A 21,932-nucleotide genomic window follows, 5' to 3' on the forward strand; every position below is an offset into this window, starting at 1 on the left:
GCATGTTCTCGGTACCGTCCAGGAATCCCGACATTCCCGTGTACGGCGACAACGGCAAGTTGAACGCGTACGTACGCGTCACCGCCGACCTCGCACTGTCCATCGCGCGCGACGCCGACAAGGCACTCGACGCCGCGGCCCGCGGCGGCACCCCTGTACCGTTCGGCTGCGGCGTACCGGTGGCGCTCAAGGACATCTACGCCGTCGAGGGCGTGGAGCTCACCATCGGCTGCCCGTTAGCGGTCGGCAACATCGCCAGCGGCGACTCGGCGGTGGCCGAGCGGGTACGCCAGGCACACATGCCGATCCTCGGCCTGACGCACACCGGTCCGTGGACGAATGACGACACCTGCCCGCAGACCGCGAACCCGTGGAACCGCACGCTGTGCGTCGGCGGCTCCTCGGGCGGCTCGGCGGCGGCCATCTCGGCGCGGCTCGCGGTACTGGCGACCGGTTCGGACACCGGCAACTCACTGCGAAACCCGGCGCAGAACGTCGGCGTCGGCTCGATCAAACCCAGTTACGGCCTGGTACCGAAGTTCGGCGTCACGGTCTCCAGCACCAGCCTGGACACCTGCGGCCCGATGGGCCGCTCGATGGCGGACGTGGCCATGCTGCTGGGCATCATCGCGGGCCCCGATCCGCGGGACCCACGCTCGGAGCAGGCGCCGGTGTTCCCCCACGGGTTCCCGCTCGCGCCGCGCCCGGGAAACAAGCCGTTCGCCGGGCTGCGCATCGGGTCCACTGTCGAGACCGAGACCTCGCCGGCACGAGACCGTTGGACACCCGGGATCCTGGCCCGGCTGCGCGCCGCAATGCAGCAGTTCGCCGACCTGGGCGCCGAGATCGTGCAGATCACGCCGCCCGCGTCGAACCTGGGCAACACGGCGTACTGGTCGGCCAGCAAGCCCGACCCAGTCAACGGCAGCGCGGTGTCGGCGAGCTCCGTGTACCAGAACGCCGAGAACGCGTGGACGCTCGGCGACACGTACGCGGTGACCGCCGAAGAGGACGCGGCGATCGAGGGGGCGGTACGCACCCGGTTCCGCACCTCGCTGGCCACGATAGAGGCACAGAAGCAGCAGCTGCAGCAGCGGGCCGCGGCCATCACTCCAGCCGACCTGCTCGGCGCGCACCGGGTACGCCGCGAGTACTCCGAGGCGTGGGCGCGGGTGTTCGCCGACAACGGCATCGTGGCGTGCCTGTGGCCGCAGAAGGTGCAGACCCAGCCGGTACGCGACAACGACAGCACCGGCGGCTTCTCCGGCGTCGAGTCCAGCCGGCCGAACACCACCGGGTGGCCGTGCGTCGCCGGTGTCGGTCTCGAAGTACAAGGTGGTCACGTCGTAGAGGACCAGTGTCGCCGGACCCAGCTGCGTGTGGCGGGCGCACGCCTTGGCCAACCTCTGGCGCCACGCGTCCTTGGCGAAGACCGGCAGCCGCCGCTTCAGGGTGCGGTAGGCCGGTGGGTTGATCTCAGGACGAGGAGTTCGGTCGTATCGCGGCCACGATGCGGGCCGGCATGGGGGCGCCTTCCGGCGTCCACAGCACGCCGGGGACCTGGTCGAGGGTGAAGAACTGTTCCGTGACGCCATCCGAGGCCGTCTCAAGCAGGGAGCCCCGATTCGTCACAGTGCTGATCGGTCTCACCTCCTCGTATGTGCAGTGGTGTACGGCGGCGCCGAAGCTCTCACTGGGGGCGCGGCCGGTGCAGCCGGCTCGGGGGTTCGGACCTCACTCCCGCGTCCGCGTCCCCGCGCCGGTGAGGCTTCCTTGGAAGATCCGGTCCAGGTGATGGTTCAGGACTGTGGCGGCCGACTCCGGGCTGCGCTGGCCGACGAGGATGCTGGTGCCGAGCCCTGCGGACATGGCGAGCAGGCTGACGGCTTCCAACTGCGCTTCGACACCGGGCTGAACGAGGTCACTCGCCTCTGCCTGCCGGAGGAGTTCGGCCAGGGCGCTCTCGGCGGCATCAGGGTTCTTGATGAAGGGCTGGTCGGCGAGTGCTCGGTCCGTGACGGACAGCACGGCGTATGAGGTGTAGACGAGGTGGAAGGTGCGACTCTCCTCGTCGGTCGGCAATGCTGCCATCAGCATCGCCTCGATCAGCGCGCGCGGTCCCGGATCGCGGCCGGCGGCCCGGACCCGGGTGGTGACCCGTTCCCCGAACCTCTCGGCCAGATGCTGCAGCCCGTAGAGCAGCAGCTTCTCCTTGGTCTCGAAGTAGTACTGCACCAGCCGCAGTGACACGCCCGCTTCCGCTGCCACATCCCGCATGCCCACGGCATGCAGCCCGCGTCGCACCGCCACCCGAAGGAGCGCCTCCGCGATCTCGGTACGCCGCAATGCGTGGTCCACGCGCTTGGGCATCGACCGCTCCTCCGCTTGTTGTCTCCAATGGTCGGCTCTCAGCCTTGATGATACAGGCGTACCAGCAACGTGATACATTCGTACCACAAAGATTCCGCACCCGGAGGTGGCCGCCGTGTCCCAGACCGCGACCCATACCCAGGCCGATGTCGGCCGCTTCGTAAGCGATGCCTGGCGAGACAGGTACTTCGCGGCCTGCGACGCGGTCTACGCACTGGGGGCGCCCGCTCACGAAGAGACGGACGTGGAGACTTCCTTCGGCACCACGCACGTCTACAGGTACGGCCCCACGGACCCGGCCGCCCAGTCCCGCACGCCCGTCGTCCTGGTGCACGGAGCGGGCTCCTGCTCTGCCATGTGGTACCCGAACACCCCTGCCCTCAGCTCCGACCGCCCGGTCTACGCGATCGACACCCCTGGCGATCCCGGGCGCAGCGTCCAGCGCGAGGCCATCCATCAACCCGAGCGCGCTGCACAGTGGCTGGACGAGACACTTGCCGGACTCGGCCTTGAACGCGTGCACTTGGTCGGCTCCTCCTACGGCGGATGGCTCGCCCTGAACCAAGCGCACCGTAGGCCCGACCGCCTCGCCTCGGTCACACTGCTCGACCCCGGCGGCCTGGAGAAAGTCGGTCTGCGTTTCTTCGTCTGGATCTTCGCCAGTCTCTTCGCGACCTTCGCACCCCGGGCGCTACGCCCACGCCTGGCAGCCTGGCTGGAACAGCCGGTCCTCGTCGTGCCGGAGCTACGGGCCATGATCAGACTGGGCGTTCGCACCTACCGTATACGCCGCCCCGCCCCACTGCCCCTGTCCGAGGACGAACTGTCCACCGTCCAAACCCCGCTCTACCTGGTGCTCGGCAAGCGAAGCCTCCTGGTGCACCCGCCGAGGCAAGTCGAGCGCGTGCCTCGGCTGGTACCGGGCGCACGAGCCGAAATCATCTCCAGCACCGGCCACGGACCGCAGATCGACCACGCGGACGAGGTCAACCGCCGGATGCTGAGCTTCATGAACGCCGTCGACTGACAGTCGCCTGGGCGGACCGCCAAGCAGCCGGCACCGGGCAGGACATGGCCCAAGTCAAGCCGTTGGCCGTGCAGGCACAGGTCAGTGCAGGATGAGCACGGCCAGGATCCCGATCACCGCGTTGGCGGTTACGTGCACCAGGTATGTGATCAGGATGCCGCCGCTGCGCACGCGCATGATGCCCAGGACGAGGCCCCAGGTTCCCGCCATGATCATGCCGATGATGCCGGAGGGGAAGCCCGCGGAGTGCGCGGCTCCGAACAGCACGGCTTGCAGCACGACAGCGGGCCTGGTGCCCCAGACCGCGGCGAGTTCGGTCAGCAGCACTCCCCGGAAGAGCATCTCCTCCCACACGGGGTTGACCAGGGCAAAGGCTACGATGCCCAGAATCGCGAGCCCGAGCGGGAGGCGCCGCAACTCCTGTAGGTACGCGCCCGGTTCGGGCCGCACGGCGAGTGCCCATGCCGTGAGTGCCGCTGCGCTGAACAGTACGGTGGCCAGCCCCAGCCAGGGAGCCTCGGGCGTCAGTGATCCGCGCGTCAGCCACGGAGTTGCCGGGCGCAGAGCAGGCCTGCGGCCGACCAGCAGCAGGCATCCCAGAGGGAGTACGCATGCCAGGACTGTGGTGACTGCGGGAGGCCAGCCGGAGAGGATCCCCGTAGCGAAGCACCCGAAGAGCGGGCCGATGAACACAGCCGCGCGGATCACCGCCGGCGAGCGCAGAAAGCAGGCGGTGACGATCAGTACGCCTGCGACTGCGCCGACGATCATCGTCCGTCCGGGAGCCTCCGTACTGATCGGCAAGACCGCGCAGATCACCAGAGCCACCATGCACGTGCCGGCGAGCGTTTCCGTGCGGGTGGAGGCAGTTCCTGTGGTGGTGGCCTGCCTCAACGGCGGCGACTCATCGGCTTCTGAGGCCATCACACGGCTCCGGTCGGCTTGTTGACGGGTGGACAGTCAGATCATCGCGCCTACGTGACGCGAAGGACGCCGAATTTCGGCCGCTGACGTGCCGTACTTCCAGTCATACGCAAGGTCCACTGCAAGCCCGGCCGGCCGCCTCGCTGCGTTCTCATCTCCAGGGCAGCAGCGCTGCGTTGGGCCGGGCCTGCCTCCCATGACACACCGCTGGCTGTCAGCTGAGTCCAGACGGCGCCCTCGCCGAGGTTCGCCGCTCGCTCGGTGTGCCAGGCGTGCGACATCGGCCTGCATCAGGTGGATCCGCATCTCCTGCGCCACTGTCAACGGTGCCCGAGGTGGTAATCAGCCGGGGAACCGGACCGACTCCAGCACCCGGGCTGTCTCCGCGTGCCCCGTGTAGTCCAGGAACAGCACCCGGGAGACAGGCAGGTGCCACGCCTGGGGTGAGAAGCGGTAGCCGCTCGCGCAGGCGGCCGTCCAGCGGTCGTAGGCCGCCTTGCGGCTGCCCACCGGACGCAAGCCCGACTCGACCGGCGGCGACGACGTGCCGCTGGTGATGCCGTTGAAGGAACCGTCCGCAAGGGTCGGGCGAACCGGGCAGGGCTGGACGTCGGTGGCCGCGTACCAGCCACCGGTCTGGCCGGCCTCGTAGGACTGTAGTTCGTTCCCGGCGATGGAGCCGGACTTGATGGCGATGCCGGCGCAGCCGAACATCGTGGGCAGCCCGGCCCGGTGCACGGGCTGCACGCAGGCGTCGCTGCCGTACGTCGTCAGCGTCCAGCCCGGGGGTATCTCGAACGTCAGCCGGGCGACCGTGACACGGGGCCAGGCGGCGCGAGTGCGGGGTGCGGCCGTGTTCTTGACGATGGCTTGCTTCGGTGTGGGCGCGGGCGTGGACGTGGTGCGGGCCGGGGTGGGACTCGGCGATGCGGTCGCCCGGGAACGCGTCGGCGAACTCGCTGATGCCTGCGGGGTCGTGGGCCTCCCGATCGACGGCTCCGCACCGGCGGCCGTGGGCTTCGCCGACGCGGCTCCCTCGTCGGCCGGGCCGCACGCGCTCGCGGCGACAGCCACGGTCAGGCTCACGGCCGTCAGCAGCAGGGGTCTGAGGCGGTTCTTCATTGAGGATCTCTTCATGACAGGCAGGAGTGTGCCATCCGTCTGCCGACTCGCGTCTCGGAATGTCGCTGCCCTCTGCCATGCTGCGTCCGTGGCATTTCCTGGCTCCCGCACGAAAACGACCGATGTGTGGTCGCTGCCCGGGGACGAGCAGCGCATCGGGCAGAGCATCCGCGAAGCCCTGCCGCGATCCGGCTGGCTGTGCAGTCACACCGGCCCGAAGGGCCTTCACCAGGTCCACCTGCATCCCTCGCTCGGGGAGGCCCTGAGCTGCGGTGGACGGCAAGCGTTCGTTCCTGCTCCTACCGGACGGGGCCCGGGCACCTGAGGATGTGCTGGTGGACAAGGCAGTCGCCCCCAGGTCCGGTATCGGACACTCGGCCGTCGTGCAGTTCCTTTGCTCGCGCCGCCTTCGGGACGGCGAGGGCGAGGTCTTCGAAGCCGGCCGTCTCGCAGTGCGCTGGTTCGAACAGGAGGCCGGGCCTGAGAGACATCAGGTCCTGCCCGCGGAGACACGCCTTGCCTGGAGGGCCCTCCGGTCCAGGACTGATCTGCCGATCATGCACCAGACCACTGACAGGGCGCCGTCGCCCATGTATGCCCCGCGGCACGAGCGCAGGGCACCTGCTGGCAGTCGGGATCGGACGCGGGCTTGACCGAGGGATGCCGCATATTCGAGTGAGCCCGCGGGATGGGTGTGCGTAGGGTGGCGGGCGTGGATCCAGCTGACTTCTACTCCGGCATCGTCGCGGAGCTCTACAGACCGCTGAGGTCCGTCTCCCAGGACCCTGAGCCGTACGCCGCCTTCCTTCGACAAGTCGGCGTGCCCGCATTGGAGTTGGGATGCGGGGACGGTGATCCCCTACTGGAACTGCGCCGACGCGGCCTGGAGGTCGAGGGCGTCGACTCCTCCGCGGACATGCTGGAGCGCCTCCGGCGCCGGGCGGACGAACAAGGCCTCCTCACCACCGTGTTTCACCAGCGCATGGAGGCCCTGAACCTGGCCCGCCGCTATCGGGCGATCTTCCTCGCCGGGCCGACCTTCACCCTGCTCCCGGACGACGCCACCGCTCTGGCCGCCCTGCGCGGCATCCGCGCTCACCTGGCGGACGACGGCGCCGCGCTGGTGCCCCTGTTCACCCCCGTACCGACCCCGGCCGAACAGATCGGCCGCGTGCGCACGGCCGCCGCACCCGACGGTGCCGAGCTTCGGGTGTCCGTCGTCGCCGAGCAACGTGATGAGACAGCTCGGACGCAGACGACGCTTCTGCGCTACGAACGCCACCACGGCTCCGACAGCAGCGTTGTGGAGCGCCCCTGGGTCTTGCACTGGTATTCCCGCGATGAGTTCGAGGAACTGGCTACGACCGCCGGCCTGGCCGTGACCGCGGTCACCGATCCGCACGGCAAACCTGCTCACGCCAACGCCACCGACCTCCATTTCCGGCTCCAAGTCGACGCCTGAGCATCCCTACTCCGGTCGCCCATAGCGTTTTGACGCCTGGTCAGCAACGGCCGGAAACAGGCCGAGGTCGAGCAGGCTCTGTCCGCCGGCGGGTGACGGCGTCCTCGGCGGAGCGCGGAGCCCAGCCCAGCCGGTGGCGGGCCCGGCCGGCGTCGGCGTTGCCTACGACACAGAGGTTGCCGCTCACCTCGCCCAGCGCCGGGACGACGAGGCCGCCCGCCCGCACGACGAGCCTGGGCAGGCGCCGCTCGGGTACCCGACTCGCCTTTTCGCCCAGGCGTGAGCGCAGCATGGCGGCGATGTAGGCGATGGACACGGTGTCGCCGGCCGCGGCGATGAACCCCTGTCCGGCGGCCTCGGGCGCGGTCATGGCGCACACGTGCAGGTCGGCGACGTCACGGACTTCGACCACGGCGGTGGACAGGTCGGGGATCCCGGGCATCCTGCCGTCCATCATGAGCTTGATCAACTGCAACGAGCCTGACACATGCCGGCCCAGCGGACTGTCAAGTGAGGCTCGTAGCCTGTTTCCCTCTGCTCTGGGGCGCGTTCTCACGGCGCGGGAGCAGCAGCGGAGTCGCCAGGAGGAGCACTCCGGCGGCGGCGATCGCGATGCGGGGGCTGGTGACGGCGGCAAGCAGACCCCACACGGCGGTCAGGACCGCGATGGCGGCGCTGCTGCTGACCGACCACGCGGCCAGGGTGCGGGCGACCCGGTCCGGGTCGGTGTGGTGGAGCCGGTAGGTGGCCAGCACCGGGTTGAACACCCCGCAACAGGTCACAAGGCCGAGTTGAACGGCCATGACGAGCACCATCCCGGAGACGCCGGGTTGGACGAACGCCAATCCGACAGGCCAGCACGCACGCAGTACCCCGAAGGTCAGCATCACCCTGCGCTGCCCGGACCGCGCCACGAGTCGGCGCGCCAGGCGTGAGCCGACGAGGCCACCGACACAAGGGACCGCGAACACCAGACCGTACTGCCAGGGTGCGAATCCGAGGCGGCCCAGGAGAAGTACGGCGAGCAGCGGTTCCGAGGCCATGATCAGGCCGTTGACCGCGATCGTGTTGAAGAACAGCGGGCGCAGCGCGGGGTGGGCAAGGATATGACGCCATCCTTCGAGCAGATCGCCGGCTCGCAGCCGCGGTGCACCGGTCCGCGTGGGGCGCGGTTCCGTCCCTCCGATGGCGCGGATGCCCAGCGCGGAGAGCAGGTAGCTGACCGCATCGGCCATCACGGTCGTCACCGGGCCGAACAGCCCGATCGCGGCGCCGCCGAGCGGTGGTCCGACCATGGTCGCGGTCCACGTCGTGGACTCGAACCGGCTGTTCGCGACGAGCAGGTCCTCCGGTGGCAGGAGCGCCTTCAGATACGCACCGCTGGCCGCGGTGAAGGCGATGTTGGCCGCGCCGACGACGACGGAGACCACGAGGAGCTGGGCGAAGCTGAGCCGGCCGAGCGCGAACGCCGCAGGGACGCTCATCAGAGCCGAGAACCGGATCACGTCCATCGCGATCATGACGGGCCGCTTACGGCGGAACTCCACCCACGGACCGAGCGGCACCGCCAACACCGCCCCCACGGCCCGCCCCGCGGCAGACAGCGCCGCCACCTGGGTCGGACCGGAGTGCAGCACGAGTACCGCGATCAAGGGAAACGCACCGAACCCGAGCCCGGTGCCGTACGAGCTGACCGTGTACGCCGCCCACAACCACCCGAACCGCCGCCCCAGCCCCCGCCTACCTGCCATACCTGAAGCGCCTCTCGCCGATCTGAACAACCACACGCTGACCATCGGCATCAAAGCGAGTAGCGGACGGCGAGATCAAACAACCGATTGGCGGGGAGACCACAACCATTCGTTGTACCTATTGCATGCCGGTGGGGACCTCGATGCTGTGCGTACCTTCGTGGCCGCCGTGGATCGGCGACGGCTCGCCCGGGGCTGTCTTGCTGCGCGACTTCCTGACGCCCCTCCCTAGGCGTCCCGGAGTTCTCCCAGAGCCAGCAGCTCGGCCCGGTACTCGATCCGGGCGGCCCACTGAGCGGGCCAGGCGTCCCCGCCCAACCAGGCGCCCGCGAAGGCGCCGGTGAGGCAGGCGATCGAGTCCGAGTCGCCGGAGGAGCAGGCGGCTCGGCGCAGGGCGGTGACAGGCTCGTCGGGGAGGAGTAGGAAGCACAACAGGCCAGTGGCGAAGGCCTCTTCGGCGATCCAGCCCGCACCGATGGCCAGGCACGGGTCGGTCTCCGGTGAGACGGTACGCACGGCCTCCTGGAGCCGGTCGAGGATCTCCAGGCACTCGTCCCAGCCGCGCGCGATGAAGTGCTCGGGGGCCGGATCCTGGGAGCGGGTCCACAGGTCACCGAGCCAGGCGTGGTCGTAGCGGGTGCGGTTGTCGTAGGAGTACGACCGCGGTCGGCCAACGAGTCCCACGGGGTCGGCGCCCTGGGCGAGCAGGTGCACTGCGCGGGCGGTGAGGTCCGAGGCTGCCAGGGCCGTCGGGTGGCCGTGGGTGAGCGCGGACTGCAACTGGGCGGCACCGGCGCGCTGTTCGTCGCTGAGCCCGGGCGCGAGCCCTATGGGGGCCACGCGCATGTTGGCGCCACAGCCCTTGGAGCCGATCTGGCTGGCCTCCTGCCAGGCCCGTCCGTCCACCTTCAGCCGATGGCAGGCGGTCATACAGGTCCTGCCCGGGGGCCCGGTTGTTCTCCGGCGACTGGTACCAGTCGACGAACTCCTCGCGCAGCGGCCGCTCCAGCCGCTTCGGGGTGAGCAGGCCGCGGTCCACGGCGGTCCTGAGCGCGTGTCCGAGGGCGAGGGTCATCTGCGTGTCGTCGGAGACGAACGCGCGCTTCGGCAGCTCCATCTCCCGCCAGGGACCGCACTTGGCGAGGATCGAGGGCACGTCGTTGAACTCGGTCGGGAAGCCGAGGGCGTCCCCGAGGGCGAGCCCGAATCAGCGCTCCGGTCGCGGCGAGGTAGTCAGGGACCTCGGAGTACTGGGACTCGTCGCTCTGGTGCCAACAGCCCCACCTACGACCAGCCCTACGCGTAGGCGCGCCGCCTCAACATGCGCTGCGGCCCGTCGATGAGCAAGGCGGAACTCAAGCGCAAGCTCGGGCACTGACACCGACGGGCAATCCCCCGGCCTCACTCGAACGTCCCAGCGGCTCGGCGCCAGCACGCACGTGGTCAGAGGGGCTGGAGCCTAGTGTGCAGGAGGCAGAATTCGTTGCCCTCCGGGTCGGCCAGGACGTGCCAGTTCTCGGCGCCGGTCTGGCCGACGTCGACGGGCCTGGCGCCGAGAGTGAGCAGCCGCTCCAGCTCGGCGTCCTGGTCGCGGTCGGTGGGGTTGACGTCGATGTGCAGTGGCAGCTTCCCGGTCCGCGCGTTGCTGCTGGGGCTGAGGACGAGGGTGGGCTGCGGGCCGCCGAAGCCGACGTCGGGCGGCCCGATCTCGATGCTTCCGTCGTCTTCCCGGCCGAGTTCGACGTAGCCGAGGACCTCGCTCCAGAATGCGGCCAGCCGCTCGGGGTCGGCGGCGTTGATGACCAACTCACTGATGCGGCATGCCATGCCCGTCAGTGTATGTAGAGGGCGACGCGCTATGCGATCGCGTTTTCTGGCTAGACGAGTTCACCTACGACGCCGAGCAATGAGCGAGTCCTCCTCGCCCCATGACAGGCAACTGCGCGATCAGACGGTGGCTTTGGCCGCGGCCCTGGTGAGCAGTTTGTCACACAAGGATGGCCACTCGTCCGCGAGCACGCTGTAGCAGAGCGAGTCACGGCGGGGGCCGTCCTGGCCCTCGCGCACGCTGCCCCCAGCGCGCCGCGCGAACTCGCCCATCTGCACAACCTCGCGCGCGACACGTGACCGCTTCGTTTGGAGCCGCGGCCCGTTCAGGCGTCCATGGGGAGGAGCTGGACCAAGCCGACCCAGTTCTCCTCATCCGCCTCGGTGTGGACGGCACGGACCTTCCAACGGCCGGCGGGCAGCGGGACCGGTGCCTGAGAGGGCATCCCGCCACCCGGATACTCGACACTCAATTCGGTACCCGCCTCGACGGAGTCCATGAGCACGGCCGGGCCGTCCGACCTCCATGTGCCGCACTCCTCCCACTCGGTGGCGGGATCCGCAAGGACAGCCTCGGCTGCGGCCTTCAGCCCAGTCTCGGAGCCGGCGGCGAGCCAGCGCAGGAAGGTCCGATACTCGGGCAGATAGCAGCTGGTGGCCGGTTCGTCAGCCAGTACCAGTGCCTGCGCGCCGCTGTCGCCGATGGCGATCACGCCGGCCAACTCGTTCACCGCGCAGGCGCGGTCGTAGTCATCTGGATCGGTGGAGTCCCCCACGACGGCCCCGGTCTGCGTGCACCCGCGCCATGCAGCCAGCGCGGAGACGGGGATGACGATCAATGGGCCGCCCATCGACTCCACCCAGGCATAGACATCGGACGCATCGGCTGAGGTGAACGAAGAGGCGCTCATGCCGTCAGTGTGCCCCCGCCCACTGACAGCCCTCTCAGCTGTTGGCGATGCGGTAGTGGTGCGGTCGTAAGTGGTGCTGTCGTATGACGAGGACCGGACGTTCGCCGCACTGAGGTCGAGCCGATTGGCTGTGGGCCGACCGAAAGTGATGGTTTGCTGGCGACGTCGCGGGCAGGATGCTCGCCATGACGGATGAAGGCGCCTCCATCGACTCCACCAAGCCCAGCATCGCCCGCGTCTACGACTACCTCCTCGGCGGCAAGGACAACTACGCCGTGGACCGGGAGATCGGCGACGTGTTCAAACGTGACCTTCCTGGCTCGGTGGCCATCGCCTTCGCCAACCGCGCGGCTCTGACCCGGGCGGTCGGGGAGATCGTGACGACCACCGGCGTACGGCAGTTCATCGACCTGGGCAGTGGTCTTCCGACCGCCGACAACGTCCACCAGGTCGCGCAACGCCACGCTCCGGAGTCCCGGGTCGTGTACGTCGACACCGACCCCCAAGTGCTGGTCCACGGTCGGGCGCTGCTGGAGGAGAACGACCGGACCCGCGTCGTCCCGGTCGACGTACGGAACCCCGAAGACGTCCGTACCCACCCGCACACCCTGGAGCTGATCGACTTCGATCGTCCCGTCGCCGTCGTGTTCAGCGCCATCCTCCACCACGTCAACGACGAGGAGGACCCGGCTGGAATCGTCCGCTACTGGCGCGACCAGGTGCCCTCGGGGAGCTACTTCTTCGTCAGCCACTTCCGTTCCGGCAACAACCCGGAGACAGCGGAGGCCGAGGGAGTCCTCCAGCAGACCTTCGGCCGCGGCCGGTGGCGCACCGACGAGGAGATCGAATCCCTGCTGGACGGCCTGGAGATCCTCGACCCCGGGATCGTCCCCGCACCCCTGTGGCGTCCCGACGTGACCGAAGGCCCGTGGAACGGCAGCGGCCAACGGGAACTCACCGTCTGGGAGCGCCTCATCGCCGCCGGGCTGGCCCGGAAGGCCTAGGTCCGGCCTCGAATGCGGTGCTCGGCCGTCCCTCTGTGAGGCGTTGGCGGCCCGGAGATGCCCGCCGAACGCCCATGGCAAAATCAGCGGGTGCAGATCGGGATGCTGGGTCCATTGGAGGTTCGCACGGACGACGGCCTCTTGGTCGACGTGCCGGGTGCGCGGTTGCGCGGACTGCTGGTCGCCCTCGCGCTCAAGCCGGGTCACGTGGTCCCGAAGGCGTCGCTCATCGACTGGATCTGGGGTGAGCACCCGCCCGCCGATGCGACGAACGCCCTGCAGCGCTTGGTTTCCCGGTTGCGGAAGGTGCTGCCGGACGGGGTGGTCGAGGGCCTGACGGACGGCTACCGGTTGACGGTGGAGCCCGACGCCGTCGACGCCGTACGGTTCGAACGCCTCGTCGGCGCGGGCCAGGGACGCGCCGAGGACGCCTCCCGGCGGGTGCGGCCGCTGCGCCAGGCCCTCGAGCTGTGGCGCGGTGCGGCCCTGCAGGACGTCGGTCTTCAGGACAGCGCCGCGTTCGACGCCGCGGTCGTACGGCTCGACGGGTTGCGCCTGACCGCCACCGAGGAGCGGGTCGACGCGGAGGTCACCCTCGGGCGCGGTGTGGAGATGATCACGGAGCTGACCGACCTGGTGGCCGCGCACCCGGTGCGGGAACGGCTCGTCGCCGCGCTGATGCGCGCCCTCGTCGCGGCCGGACGCGACAGCGAGGCGCTGCTGGTGTACCAGCGCGCGAGGGAGGCCTTGGCCGACACGCTGGGGGTCGACCCCTCGCCGGAGCTGTCCGCGTTGCATGTCGCACTGTTGCGGGGCGAATTGGGGCATAGAGAGCGGAGCGGCAAGACCAACCTGCGCGCCGAGCTGACCACCTTCGTCGGGAGGGGCGCCGATGTCGCGGCGGTGCGTGAGCTGATAGCCGGGCACCGGCTCACCACCGTGATCGGGCCGGGTGGCTCGGGGAAGACGAGGCTGGCCACGGAGACCGCGCGCACGCTGCTCGGCGACCTGCCGGACGGGGCCTGGCTGGTGGAGCTGGCCGCCATCGGGGCGGACGGTGACGTGGCGCAGTCGGCGCTCGCCGGGCTGGGCCTGCGGGACGCCCTGCTCGGCGGGGCCCCGAACGCGGAGCTGACGGACCGGCTCATCGCCGCCGTCCGCGAGCGGGAGGCGCTGCTGATCCTGGACAACTGCGAGCACGTGATCGAGTCGGCGGCGGTGTTCGCCCACCGGGTGCTCGGCGAGTGCCGGCGGCTGCGGATCCTGGCGACGAGCCGGGAACCGCTCGGCATCACCGGGGAGGCGCTGTGGCTGGTCGAGCCGCTGGCCCTGCCGGAGGGGGACGCGGACCCGGGTCGGATCGAGTCCTCGCCCGCCGTCCAGCTGCTGCGGGACCGGGCCGGGGCGGTGCGCCGGAATCTCGCGGTCGACGCCCCCACGCTGGCAACGGCGGTGCGCGTCTGCCGGGCGCTGGACGGGATGCCCCTGGCGATCGAACTGGCCGCGGCCCGGTTGCGCACCATGTCCATCGGACAGTTGGCCAACCGGCTCGACGACCGGTTCCGCCTGCTGACCAGCGGCAGCCGCACCGCGTTGCCGCGGCACAAGACGCTGCGCGCGGTGGTCGACTGGAGCTGGGAGCTGCTCACCGAGCCCGAGCGGATGGTCCTGCGCAGGCTTTCGGTGTTCGCCGGCGGGGCGAGTCTGGAGGCGGCCGAACGGGTCTGCGCGGGCGACGCGGTCGAGCGGGAGCAGGTGCTCGATCTGCTCACCGCGCTGACCGAGAAGTCGTTGCTGCTCACCGAGGGCGACAGCGCCCCGCGCTACCGCATGCTGGGCACGATCAAGGAGTACGCCGGGCACCGGCTCGCGGACGCGGGGGAATCGGACCGGGCGCGCCACGCACACCTGGCCTACTTCACCGAGCTCACCGAGACCGCGGAGCCGCACCTGCGCCGCGCCGAGCAACTGGAGTGGCTCGCCACGCTCCGGGCCGAGCACGACAACATCGGTGCCGCGATGCGCGGTGCGCTCGCGGCGGGCGAGGCGCAGTCGGCGATGCGGCTGGCGGCGGGCGCCGGCTGGTACTGGTGGCTCGGCGGGCACAGGACCGAGGGCATCGAGCTGATCACCGCGGCCGCCAGGACGCCCGGTGAGGTGTCCGACGAGGTGCGGGCCACGGTGTACGCGCTGATCGTGCTGTTCGTGACCTCCGGGCGCAACGACGAGCGCCAGGCGGCGGAGTGGATCCACGAGGCGCACCGGCTCAGCCGGATCGGCGGGCGCCGCCATCCGCACATGGGGCTTGTCGACGCGTTGGAGCGCATACTGCGGGCGCCCGACGCGTCCCTGTCCGCGTTCGAACCACTGCTGGACGACGAGGACCCCTGGGTGCGCGCGCTGGCCCGGTGGCACCTGGGCAAGATGCGGATCGTGCTCGGTCAGGACACGGGAAACGCGGACGCGTACCTGGAGACGGCGCTCGCCGAGTTCCGGGCGCTCGGCGAGCGGTTCGGGATCTCGCTCGCCCTGACCGAGCTGGCGGAGCGGACCGCCGTGCGCGGCGGGTTCGCCGGTGCGTGCGAGCACTACGAGCAGGCGATCGCGGTCGTCACCGAGGTCGGCGCCGTCGAGGACGTCATCCGCATGCGGTCGCGGCAGGCGCAGCTGTACTGGCTGCTGGGCGACGAGGCCGCCGGTGCGGCCGCCATCGCCGAGGCCGAGCGGTGCGCGGAGCGGGTCACCTGGCCGGACGCGCTGGCCGAGCTGGCCCTCGCGAGGGCGGCACTCGCCCGGTGGGGCGGCGACGCCGCGGAGGCGCGCGGGCAACTCGGCGTCGCGACGGCCATGCTGGGCGACGAAGCGGAAAGGGCGAACATCCGCGCGGGGACGCACGACCTGCTCGGCTACCTCGCCGACGACCTCGGCGAGGCCCGCGCGCACCGCGCGGCGGCCTGTGAGGCGGCGGCCGAGGCGGGGTACGCGCCGCTGCTCGCGCAGGTGCTCGTCGGGGTCGCGGACCTGGCCCTGCGTCGCGGTGAGCACGAGCAGGCCGCGCGGCTGCTCGGGGCGAGCCTCGGCGTGCGCGGGCTCGAGGACCGCTCTCAGCCGGACACCGCCCGGATCGAGCAGGCCGCGCGGAACCGCCTCGGTGACGCGAAGTTCGCCGAGGCGGCTCGGGAGGGGACGCGGACCGGCTGGTCTCAGCTGGTCGAGGTCACGCTCGCTTCCTGAACGCGGAGACCGCCCACACGTATCCGAGGAGGGCGAGCCCGACGCACCAGGCGAGGGCCGCGATCGCGTCGCCGCTCGACGGGTTGCCCGCCAGCAGCCCGCGCAGCGTCTCGATGATCGGGGTGAAGGGCTGGTACTCCGCGAACTGCCGCACGCCGGTCCCCATCGTGTCGGCGGGCACGAACGCGCTGCTCAGGAACGGCAGCATGATCAGCGGCACGGTGGCCAGACCCGCCGACTCCGCGGTCTTCGCGCCCAGGCCCATGGCGACCGTGAGCCAGCTGGTCGCGAAGGCGAGCAGCAGCATGATGCCGATCGCGGCGAGCCACTGGAGGAAGCTCGCATGGGGACGGAATCCCATCGCGAAGCCGACGCCGATGATGGCCGCGTCGGCGATCAGACTGCGCACCGTCGTGGAGACGACGTGACCGGCCAGCACGGCGCCGTGAGAGACGTCCATGGCCTTGAACCGGTTGATGATGCCCTTCGTCATGTCGCCGTTCACGGCCGCCGCGGTCGGCCCCAACCCGTAGGTGATGGCCATCACCATCAGGCCCGGCACCGCGTAATCGACGTATTTTCCCTCGACCTTGAAGGCGCCACCGAACACGTAGACGAACATGAGCATCATCACGATGGGAAACAGGACCGCCTGGAACACCGTGACCGGATTCCGGGCCGTGTGCTTGAAGTTGCGGCGCAGCATGATCGCCGCGTCGCCGAACGACGTCGAGACACTGCTCATTTCGCGATCGCCTCCGTGCTCGTGCGCGTGCGCCCGGTCAGGGCGAGGAATACGTCATCGAGGTCCGGCGTGTGCACCGAGAACTCCGCTGCGTTGATGGTGTGTTCGTCGAGCTTGTCCAGCAGGGCCCGCAGCGACTTGGACCCGCCGTCGCTGGGAACGCGCAGGGTCAGTTCCTGGTCGTCCCGTGTGGAGCCGGTCAGGACCCGTGCCGCCGCGCCGAGTTCGTAGAGGTCGGTGAACCGGAGCCGGACGTGGCTCCCGGGGGCCTGGCGCTTGAGCTCCTCGGGGGTGCCCTGGGCGACCAGGTGGCCCTGGTCGAGCACCGCGATCCGGTCGGCGAGCTGGTCGGCTTCCTCGAGGTACTGGGTGGTGAGGAAGATGGTGGTGCCGTCGGCCACCAACTCGCGGACGATCCCCCACATCGTGCGCCGGCTGCGCGGGTCGAGACCCGTCGTCGGCTCGTCCAGGAAGATGATCCGCGGGTTGCCGACCAGCGTCATCGCCAGGTCCAGCTTCCGGCGCATACCGCCGGAGTAGGTCGACGCCGGCTTGTCCGCCGACTCCATCAGATCGAACCGTTCCAGCAGCCCCGCGACCACGCGGTCACCGGAGCGCACCCGCTTCAGGTCCGCCATCATCTGAAGGTTCTCTCGGCCCGACAGCAGTTCGTCCACCGCTGCGAACTGACCGGTCACGCCGATGACCGCGCGCACCTCCTTGGTCGCGGTCACCACGTCGTGCCCGGCGACGCGCACCGTCCCGGCGTCGGCTTGCATCAACGTCGCCAGGACGTTCACCGTCGTCGTCTTGCCCGCCCCGTTCGGGCCGAGCAGGGAAAACACCGATCCTGCGGCGACATCGAAGTCGATGCCGTCCAGCACGACTTTGTCGCCATAAGCCTTCCGCAGCCCTGAAACCGCGATCGCCGAATTGTTCATGCCCCCACCGTCCCCGCCGGGCCTGACACCCACCTGTCACGCCCCTGACACGACCACTGACACGGCGTTCCACCGCACCGCCCGCGCCGGACGGCGTATCCTCCGGGCAGGCTTCCGGACGAACCTCGTGTGCGATCGCTTCCCCCATGGCCCCCGCCCCTGATAGATGAAGGGGGCATGACACGTCTGATTCGCGCCGCACGTGGCTTGCTCGCCGCCGCTGCCGCCCTGCTCACCGTGACCGCCGCCCCTGCCACCGCCCGGGCGGCCCCCGAGCCCAAGGCGCCCGAGGACTTCGTCGCGCTGAGCACCGTGGATCCGACGATCATCCAGGAGATCCGCTACTTCACCCCCCACAACTTCGTCGGTCAGCGCATCGACGGCTACCGACAGCCGCTCTGCATCCTCACCCGCCCCGCCGCCCAGGCACTTCACACGGCCCAGCAGCAGCTGCTGCGAAAGGGCTACAGCCTCAAGGTCTACGACTGCTACCGGCCCCAGCGCGCCGTCGACCACTTCGTCCGCTGGGCCCAGGACCTCGACGACCATGCCATGAAGGGCGAGTTCTACCCTCAGGTCGACAAGACCCGGTTGTTCGAGGACGGCTACATCGCCGCGAAGTCCGGCCACAGTCGCGGCTCGACGATGGACCTGACCATCGTCAGGCTCCCGGTCGGCCCTACCCGCCCCTACGTCCCCCACAAGCCGCTGGTCCCCTGCTACGCGCCCCAGGCCGAACGCTTCCCGGACAACTCCCTGGACATGGGCACCGGCTTCGACTGCTTCGACACCCTCGCCCACACGCTCGACCCCAGGATCCAGGGGCAACAGCGCGCCAACCGGATGCTCTTGAAGAGCACGCTGGAGAACCTGGGGTTCGTGAACCTCGCCGAGGAGTGGTGGCACTACACCTACAAGCCCGAGCCCTACCCGGACACCTACTTCGACTTCCCCGTCGGCCGGCAGTCCCTCACGGCGGGGCGCTGAACCGCCGGAATCCGACGCTTCCGTACCGTCGGCCACGGCCATGCCCTCAACGCCCTTGCGAGCGGCTCGGGTTCGATGCGGGTGGCTGAGGCCGTCGGATCGGACGACGGACGGAGACGTCAGGGTGGCGGACGAGGGTCTCGTCCGCCGGGTCCTGCTACCAGCCGGCCTGCCTCATTACCTCAGCGGTAATCGATCTTCCGTGCGGAACCGGTCAAGGTGGGAGTCACCGGGGCCTGGGCGGCCCGCTCCACACCGGCCACGGCCCCCTTGACCAGCGTTTTCGACCTCGACGGAGGCTGATCGGCATGTCCGCCACCACCCTGCTCGGCACCCTCTCCCGCACCGACCGCCCGCAGACCATGCTGCGCCGCTTCCTCGCGCTCGACGCCGTCGTCACCGGCGTCAACGGACTGGTCTACGTGATCGACTCGAAGCCGGTCGGCAACCTGCTCGGCATCGGATCGGGTCTGCTGTTCGAGCTCGGCATCTTCCTGGTGCTGTACGCAGCGGGGGTCGGCTACCTCGCCACGCGGAAGCAGCCGTCGGCCGTCGCGGTGAAGGCGGTCATCGACGCGAATGTGCTGTGGGCCGTGCTCAGCATCGTCGCGATGCTCGCCTGGTTCTCGCCGACGACCGCGGGTGCCGTCTGGATCCCCATGCAGGCCATGACCGTCGCCGGTTTCGGTGTGCTCCAGTACCTCTCGCTGCGTGCCACGACCGCCTGAGGGACCGCAGAGATGTCCGGCTGTCGCCTTGCTTCCTTCCTCACGGGCCCTGTCCCGCCGTCGGCAGCAGGACGACCAGCCGGGCGCCAGGGCGGTTGTCCTCGATGCGGGTGCTGCCGTGGTGGGCCGTGACGGTGTCGCGGACGATGGCGAGGCCGAGACCGCTGCCGCCGGTGTCCCGGGCCCGGGCGTCGTCGAGCCGGGTGAAGCGCCCGAAGACGCGCTCACGGTCGGCCTCGGGGATGCCCGGCCCGTCGTCGGCGACGGTCAGCTGTGCGGTGTCGCCGAGTGTGCGGAGGCTGACGTCGATCCGGGTGCCGGCATGGCGCAGCGCGTTGTCCAGCAGGTTGCGTACGACACGGGCGAGGGCGTCCTCGTCGCCCGCCACCCGTGCCGCGCCGACGGCGTGCTGGTCGATGACGAGCCGGGTGCGCCGACGGGCTTCGCGCACTTCGGTGAAGACGATTTCATCCAGGTCGACGGGACGGGCCCGCAGCCGCGGGCGGGCGTCGAGCCGCGCGAGCTGGAGCAGGTCGTCGACGAGCCGCGTGAGCCGTTCGGTCTGCGGCAGGAGTCCGGTGGCGAGGGACTGCCCGTCGGCCAGGCCGGGGTGGTGGGCCGCGACGGACAGGCGGGTGTGCAGGGTGCTCAGGGGGTTGCGCAGTTCGTGAGCCGCGTCCGCGACGAACCGCCGCTGCCGCCCGGTCGATGTGTCCAGACGGGCCAGCAGGTCGTTGAGGGTCGTGGCCAGCCGGCCGAGCGCGTCGTCGGCGGGCGGCACGTCGAGGCGGCGGCTCAGGTCGGAGGCGGTGATCTCCGTGGTCTGGGCGCGCATGCCGTCCACGGGGCGCAGCGCGCGCCCGGTGAGCAGCCACACGACTCCGGTGAGGGCGGCGACGACCGCCGGAACTCCGGTGGCCAGACCGACGGTGAGCTGGGCCAGTCCGTGGTCGACGCTCTCGGTGGGTACGGCCACGTAGACGGTCACCGGGTCACGGTCGGTGCCCGCGGGGATGCCGACGGCGCGCCATGTCCCGCCCGTCCCTACGGGAATGTCGTCGACGGTGTGGGCGTGCGGGGTGTCGGACCGGCTCGCCGGGAAGGTGAAAGCGGGCGGCCGGCCGCGCAGGTTGGCGGAGCTGGCCAGCACTTTCCCCTTGCCCCCGATCACCTGTACGGCGACTCCCCCGTGGCCGGTGGTGGGCAGCACTTCCGCCCTGATCTGGTTGGTGTCCTCGTCCGCCGCCACGACCTGGGCTCGTTGCAGGGCGGTCTGGTCGAGTCCGCTGATCAGGCTGGCGTGCAGCCAGACGACGAGCAGCACGGCGGCTCCGACCAACCCGGCGGCGATGACCGCGGCCGCGGCGGCGGTCAGGCGCAGCCGCAGCGATCGGCGGGCCCACCAGTACCGGATGCTCGCGGTCATCGGTCACCCCGCACCGCCGCGCAGCCGGTAACCGGCACCGCGGACGGTCTCAATGGTCCGGCGGCCGAAGGGGGCGTCGATCTTGCGGCGGAGGTAGCCGACGTAGACCTCGACGACGTTGGTGTCGCCGTCGAAGTGCTCGTCCCATACATGGGTGAGGATGTCCGTCTTGCTGATCACCTCGTCGGGGTGCCTGAGCAGATATTCCAGAAGGGTGAACTCCCGTGCGGTCAGGTCGATTTCGCGGTGTCCACGGCGGCAGCGGCGGCGCGCGGGGTCGAGTGCGAGGTCTCCGGCGGTGAGGACGGCGGGGCGTGCGGGTGCTCCTCGCCGCAGAAGGGCCCGGAGGTGGGCAACGAGCACGACGTAGGAGAAGGGCTTGCTCAGGTAGTCGTCGGCGCCGAGGTCGAGGGCGTCGGCCTCGTCGTACTCCCCGTCCTTCGCGGTGAGCATCAGCACCGGTGTCCAGGCTCTGGCCGCCCGCAGGCGCTTGAGGACCTCGTACCCGGACAGGCCCGGCAGCATGATGTCGAGCACGATGACGTCGTACGGCTCGTGGAGGGCCCGCCACAGCCCGTCCGGGCCGTCGTGTGCCACGTCCGAGACGAAGCCCTCGGTGGCAAGTCCGTCGGCGATCGCCTCGGCGAGTGCGTGCTCGTCCTCGATGATCAGCGTCCGCATGGCAGCCTCTCGGAATCAACGATAGCTCCGGAGCGGAGCGGCCGTTTCCCGGGAGGGAGCCGGGGATTGTGTGCGGCACGGCGGTGGGGTCAGCTCTCCATCACCGATTCCACCAGGTCCATGGCCAGGTCCAGGGTGTGGTGCACCGGCAGGCCGTGGTCGGTGTACCAGTCGGTCGTGGCCTCGGGGTGGGGACCGGTGACCGCGACCCGCCCGCTGCCGAAGCGGGTCACGAGGGCGGCGGGGGCGCCATTGTCGTAGGTGGCGAGGACCATGGCGTCGGCGTGCTCGTCGAGGACGAAGAGGGGGCCGTCCTGGAAGAACACCGTGCGGGGCCGGCCTCGCCAGGTCACCGTGATCAGTGTGTCGTTCTCCTCGTGGATGGTGGCCCCTGGGGAGGAGATGTACTGGTCGGTGTCACCGGGGAGCAGGCCGAAGCCCGGTGTGGCCCCGGCGAGGTAGCCGCCGAGGCAGAAGCCCAGGTAGCGCCCGCCGTCGCGGACGAAGTCGCGGATCGCCCGGCGCCGCCGCCGCAGTCGCCGGTAGGCGGAGTCGAGCGTGCCGCCACCGGGCTGGGCGTACAGCAGGGCCTGGGAGAGGAGTTCGGCCGAGAGCGGAAGCGCCTCGTCCGGGCCGGTGAAGCGGACGTCCAGGTTCCACGGCCCGGAGGAGAGCAGTCCGGCGACCGCCTCGGGGCAGCCGGGCGACGAGGCCGGGCCGCGGTAGACGAGAGCGAGGGGGCGGCGCCCGGCGGCGGCCCCGGAATGCCTCAGGTGTGTCATGGCTGCCTCA

At 70.3% G+C, this 21,932-nt stretch carries 19 protein-coding genes and 3 pseudogenes; 8 read left to right on the top strand and 14 right to left on the bottom strand.

The window, feature by feature from the left end:
• Positions 1 to 2 precede the first annotated feature (2 nt).
• A pseudogene (locus ACWEK3_RS07315) lies at positions 3 to 1,172 on the top strand (amidase family protein); the annotation flags it as partial.
• A 120-nt stretch (positions 1,173 to 1,292) separates the two neighbouring features.
• Here the strand turns inward: ACWEK3_RS07315 and ACWEK3_RS07320 are convergent.
• Positions 1,293 to 1,463: pseudogene (locus ACWEK3_RS07320) on the bottom strand (IS1634 family transposase); the annotation flags it as partial.
• A 271-nt stretch (positions 1,464 to 1,734) separates the two neighbouring features.
• Positions 1,735 to 2,370, bottom strand: a complete 636-nt coding sequence (locus ACWEK3_RS07325; protein WP_450547727.1) for a TetR/AcrR family transcriptional regulator — start codon at positions 2,368 to 2,370, stop codon at positions 1,735 to 1,737.
• A gap of 115 nt (positions 2,371 to 2,485) precedes the next feature.
• Between ACWEK3_RS07325 and ACWEK3_RS07330 the strand changes: the two genes are divergently transcribed.
• Positions 2,486 to 3,397, top strand: coding sequence for an alpha/beta fold hydrolase (locus tag ACWEK3_RS07330; protein ID WP_453249143.1), 912 nt, complete (start codon positions 2,486 to 2,488; stop codon positions 3,395 to 3,397).
• Positions 3,398 to 3,478: 81 nt separating this feature from the next.
• Here the strand turns inward: ACWEK3_RS07330 and ACWEK3_RS07335 are convergent, their stop codons facing one another.
• Positions 3,479 to 3,847 (bottom strand): CPBP family intramembrane glutamic endopeptidase, encoded by a 369-nt coding sequence (locus ACWEK3_RS07335; protein ID WP_453249144.1) that lies wholly within the window; start codon positions 3,845 to 3,847, stop codon positions 3,479 to 3,481.
• Between the two features lie 235 nt (positions 3,848 to 4,082).
• Between ACWEK3_RS07335 and ACWEK3_RS07340 the strand changes: the two genes are divergently transcribed.
• A complete protein-coding gene (locus ACWEK3_RS07340) occupies positions 4,083 to 4,346 on the top strand; it encodes a hypothetical protein (protein ID WP_453249145.1) in 264 nt (87 codons plus the stop codon).
• A 317-nt stretch (positions 4,347 to 4,663) separates the two neighbouring features.
• Here the strand turns inward: ACWEK3_RS07340 and ACWEK3_RS07345 are convergent, their stop codons facing one another.
• The gene (locus ACWEK3_RS07345) at positions 4,664 to 5,458 is read right to left on the bottom strand and encodes a hypothetical protein (protein ID WP_453249146.1); all 795 of its coding nucleotides are present in this window, start codon (positions 5,456 to 5,458) and stop codon (positions 4,664 to 4,666) included.
• A 697-nt stretch (positions 5,459 to 6,155) separates the two neighbouring features.
• On the opposite strand from ACWEK3_RS07345, the gene ACWEK3_RS07350 reads away from it, so the two are divergent.
• A complete protein-coding gene (locus tag ACWEK3_RS07350) occupies positions 6,156 to 6,905 on the top strand; it encodes a class I SAM-dependent methyltransferase (protein WP_453249147.1) in 750 nt (249 codons plus the stop codon).
• Positions 6,906 to 6,945: 40 nt separating this feature from the next.
• Here the strand turns inward: ACWEK3_RS07350 and ACWEK3_RS07355 are convergent, their stop codons facing one another.
• The 5 genes and pseudogenes from ACWEK3_RS07355 to ACWEK3_RS07375 all read right to left on the bottom strand — a co-directional run bounded on the left by ACWEK3_RS07355 (position 6,946) and on the right by ACWEK3_RS07375 (position 11,394).
• Positions 6,946 to 7,374 carry a hypothetical protein gene (locus tag ACWEK3_RS07355; protein WP_453249148.1) on the bottom strand — a complete coding sequence of 143 codons (429 nt, stop codon included), beginning with the start codon at positions 7,372 to 7,374 and terminating at the stop codon, positions 6,946 to 6,948.
• 37 nt (positions 7,375 to 7,411) lie between these two features.
• Complete coding sequence (locus ACWEK3_RS07360; protein ID WP_450545688.1) at positions 7,412 to 8,656, bottom strand: MFS transporter; 1,245 nt, start codon at positions 8,654 to 8,656, stop codon at positions 7,412 to 7,414.
• A gap of 228 nt (positions 8,657 to 8,884) precedes the next feature.
• Positions 8,885 to 9,867: pseudogene (locus tag ACWEK3_RS07365) on the bottom strand (ADP-ribosylglycohydrolase family protein).
• 232 nt (positions 9,868 to 10,099) lie between these two features.
• Positions 10,100 to 10,483: a VOC family protein gene (locus ACWEK3_RS07370; RefSeq protein WP_453249149.1), complete on the bottom strand. Its 384-nt coding sequence runs from the start codon at positions 10,481 to 10,483 to the stop codon at positions 10,100 to 10,102.
• A gap of 326 nt (positions 10,484 to 10,809) precedes the next feature.
• Positions 10,810 to 11,394 (bottom strand): immunity 21 family protein, encoded by a 585-nt coding sequence (locus tag ACWEK3_RS07375; RefSeq protein ID WP_450545692.1) that lies wholly within the window; start codon positions 11,392 to 11,394, stop codon positions 10,810 to 10,812.
• Positions 11,395 to 11,579: 185 nt separating this feature from the next.
• Between ACWEK3_RS07375 and ACWEK3_RS07380 the strand changes: the two genes are divergently transcribed.
• On the top strand, positions 11,580 to 12,398 hold the full coding sequence (locus ACWEK3_RS07380; RefSeq protein ID WP_453249150.1) for an SAM-dependent methyltransferase: 819 nt from the start codon (positions 11,580 to 11,582) through the stop codon (positions 12,396 to 12,398).
• A 90-nt stretch (positions 12,399 to 12,488) separates the two neighbouring features.
• The gene (locus tag ACWEK3_RS07385; RefSeq protein ID WP_450545696.1) at positions 12,489 to 15,632 is read left to right on the top strand and encodes a BTAD domain-containing putative transcriptional regulator; all 3,144 of its coding nucleotides are present in this window, start codon (positions 12,489 to 12,491) and stop codon (positions 15,630 to 15,632) included.
• On the opposite strand, the gene ACWEK3_RS07390 is transcribed toward ACWEK3_RS07385, so the two are convergent.
• Positions 15,616 to 16,377, bottom strand: a complete 762-nt coding sequence (locus ACWEK3_RS07390) for an ABC transporter permease (RefSeq protein ID WP_141367568.1) — start codon at positions 16,375 to 16,377, stop codon at positions 15,616 to 15,618. The two genes, ACWEK3_RS07385 and ACWEK3_RS07390, sit on opposite strands and share 17 nt — an antisense overlap.
• Positions 16,374 to 17,318 carry an ATP-binding cassette domain-containing protein gene (locus ACWEK3_RS07395; RefSeq protein WP_450545699.1) on the bottom strand — a complete coding sequence of 315 codons (945 nt, stop codon included), beginning with the start codon at positions 17,316 to 17,318 and terminating at the stop codon, positions 16,374 to 16,376. Before ACWEK3_RS07395 ends, ACWEK3_RS07390 begins: the two co-directional genes overlap by 4 nt.
• 177 nt (positions 17,319 to 17,495) lie before the next feature.
• On the opposite strand from ACWEK3_RS07395, the gene ACWEK3_RS07400 reads away from it, so the two are divergent.
• Together ACWEK3_RS07400 and ACWEK3_RS07405 are read left to right on the top strand one after the other, a co-directional pair.
• Positions 17,496 to 18,305, top strand: coding sequence for a M15 family metallopeptidase (locus ACWEK3_RS07400; RefSeq protein WP_450545701.1), 810 nt, complete (start codon positions 17,496 to 17,498; stop codon positions 18,303 to 18,305).
• A gap of 308 nt (positions 18,306 to 18,613) precedes the next feature.
• Positions 18,614 to 19,033, top strand: a complete 420-nt coding sequence (locus tag ACWEK3_RS07405) for a hypothetical protein (protein ID WP_450545703.1) — start codon at positions 18,614 to 18,616, stop codon at positions 19,031 to 19,033.
• Positions 19,034 to 19,073: 40 nt separating this feature from the next.
• Here ACWEK3_RS07405 and ACWEK3_RS07410 read toward each other — a convergent pair whose 3' ends face one another.
• From ACWEK3_RS07410 to ACWEK3_RS07420, 3 genes are all read right to left on the bottom strand, one after another.
• Complete coding sequence (locus ACWEK3_RS07410) at positions 19,074 to 20,459, bottom strand: HAMP domain-containing sensor histidine kinase (RefSeq protein ID WP_450545705.1); 1,386 nt, start codon at positions 20,457 to 20,459, stop codon at positions 19,074 to 19,076.
• 3 nt (positions 20,460 to 20,462) lie between these two features.
• Complete coding sequence (locus ACWEK3_RS07415) at positions 20,463 to 21,140, bottom strand: response regulator transcription factor (protein WP_450545707.1); 678 nt, start codon at positions 21,138 to 21,140, stop codon at positions 20,463 to 20,465.
• 89 nt (positions 21,141 to 21,229) lie between these two features.
• Complete coding sequence (locus tag ACWEK3_RS07420) at positions 21,230 to 21,922, bottom strand: BPL-N domain-containing protein (protein WP_450545709.1); 693 nt, start codon at positions 21,920 to 21,922, stop codon at positions 21,230 to 21,232.
• Between the last annotated feature and the right edge of the window lie 10 nt (positions 21,923 to 21,932).

The sequence above is a fragment of the Streptomyces sp. NPDC004721 genome, from assembly GCF_053601495.1.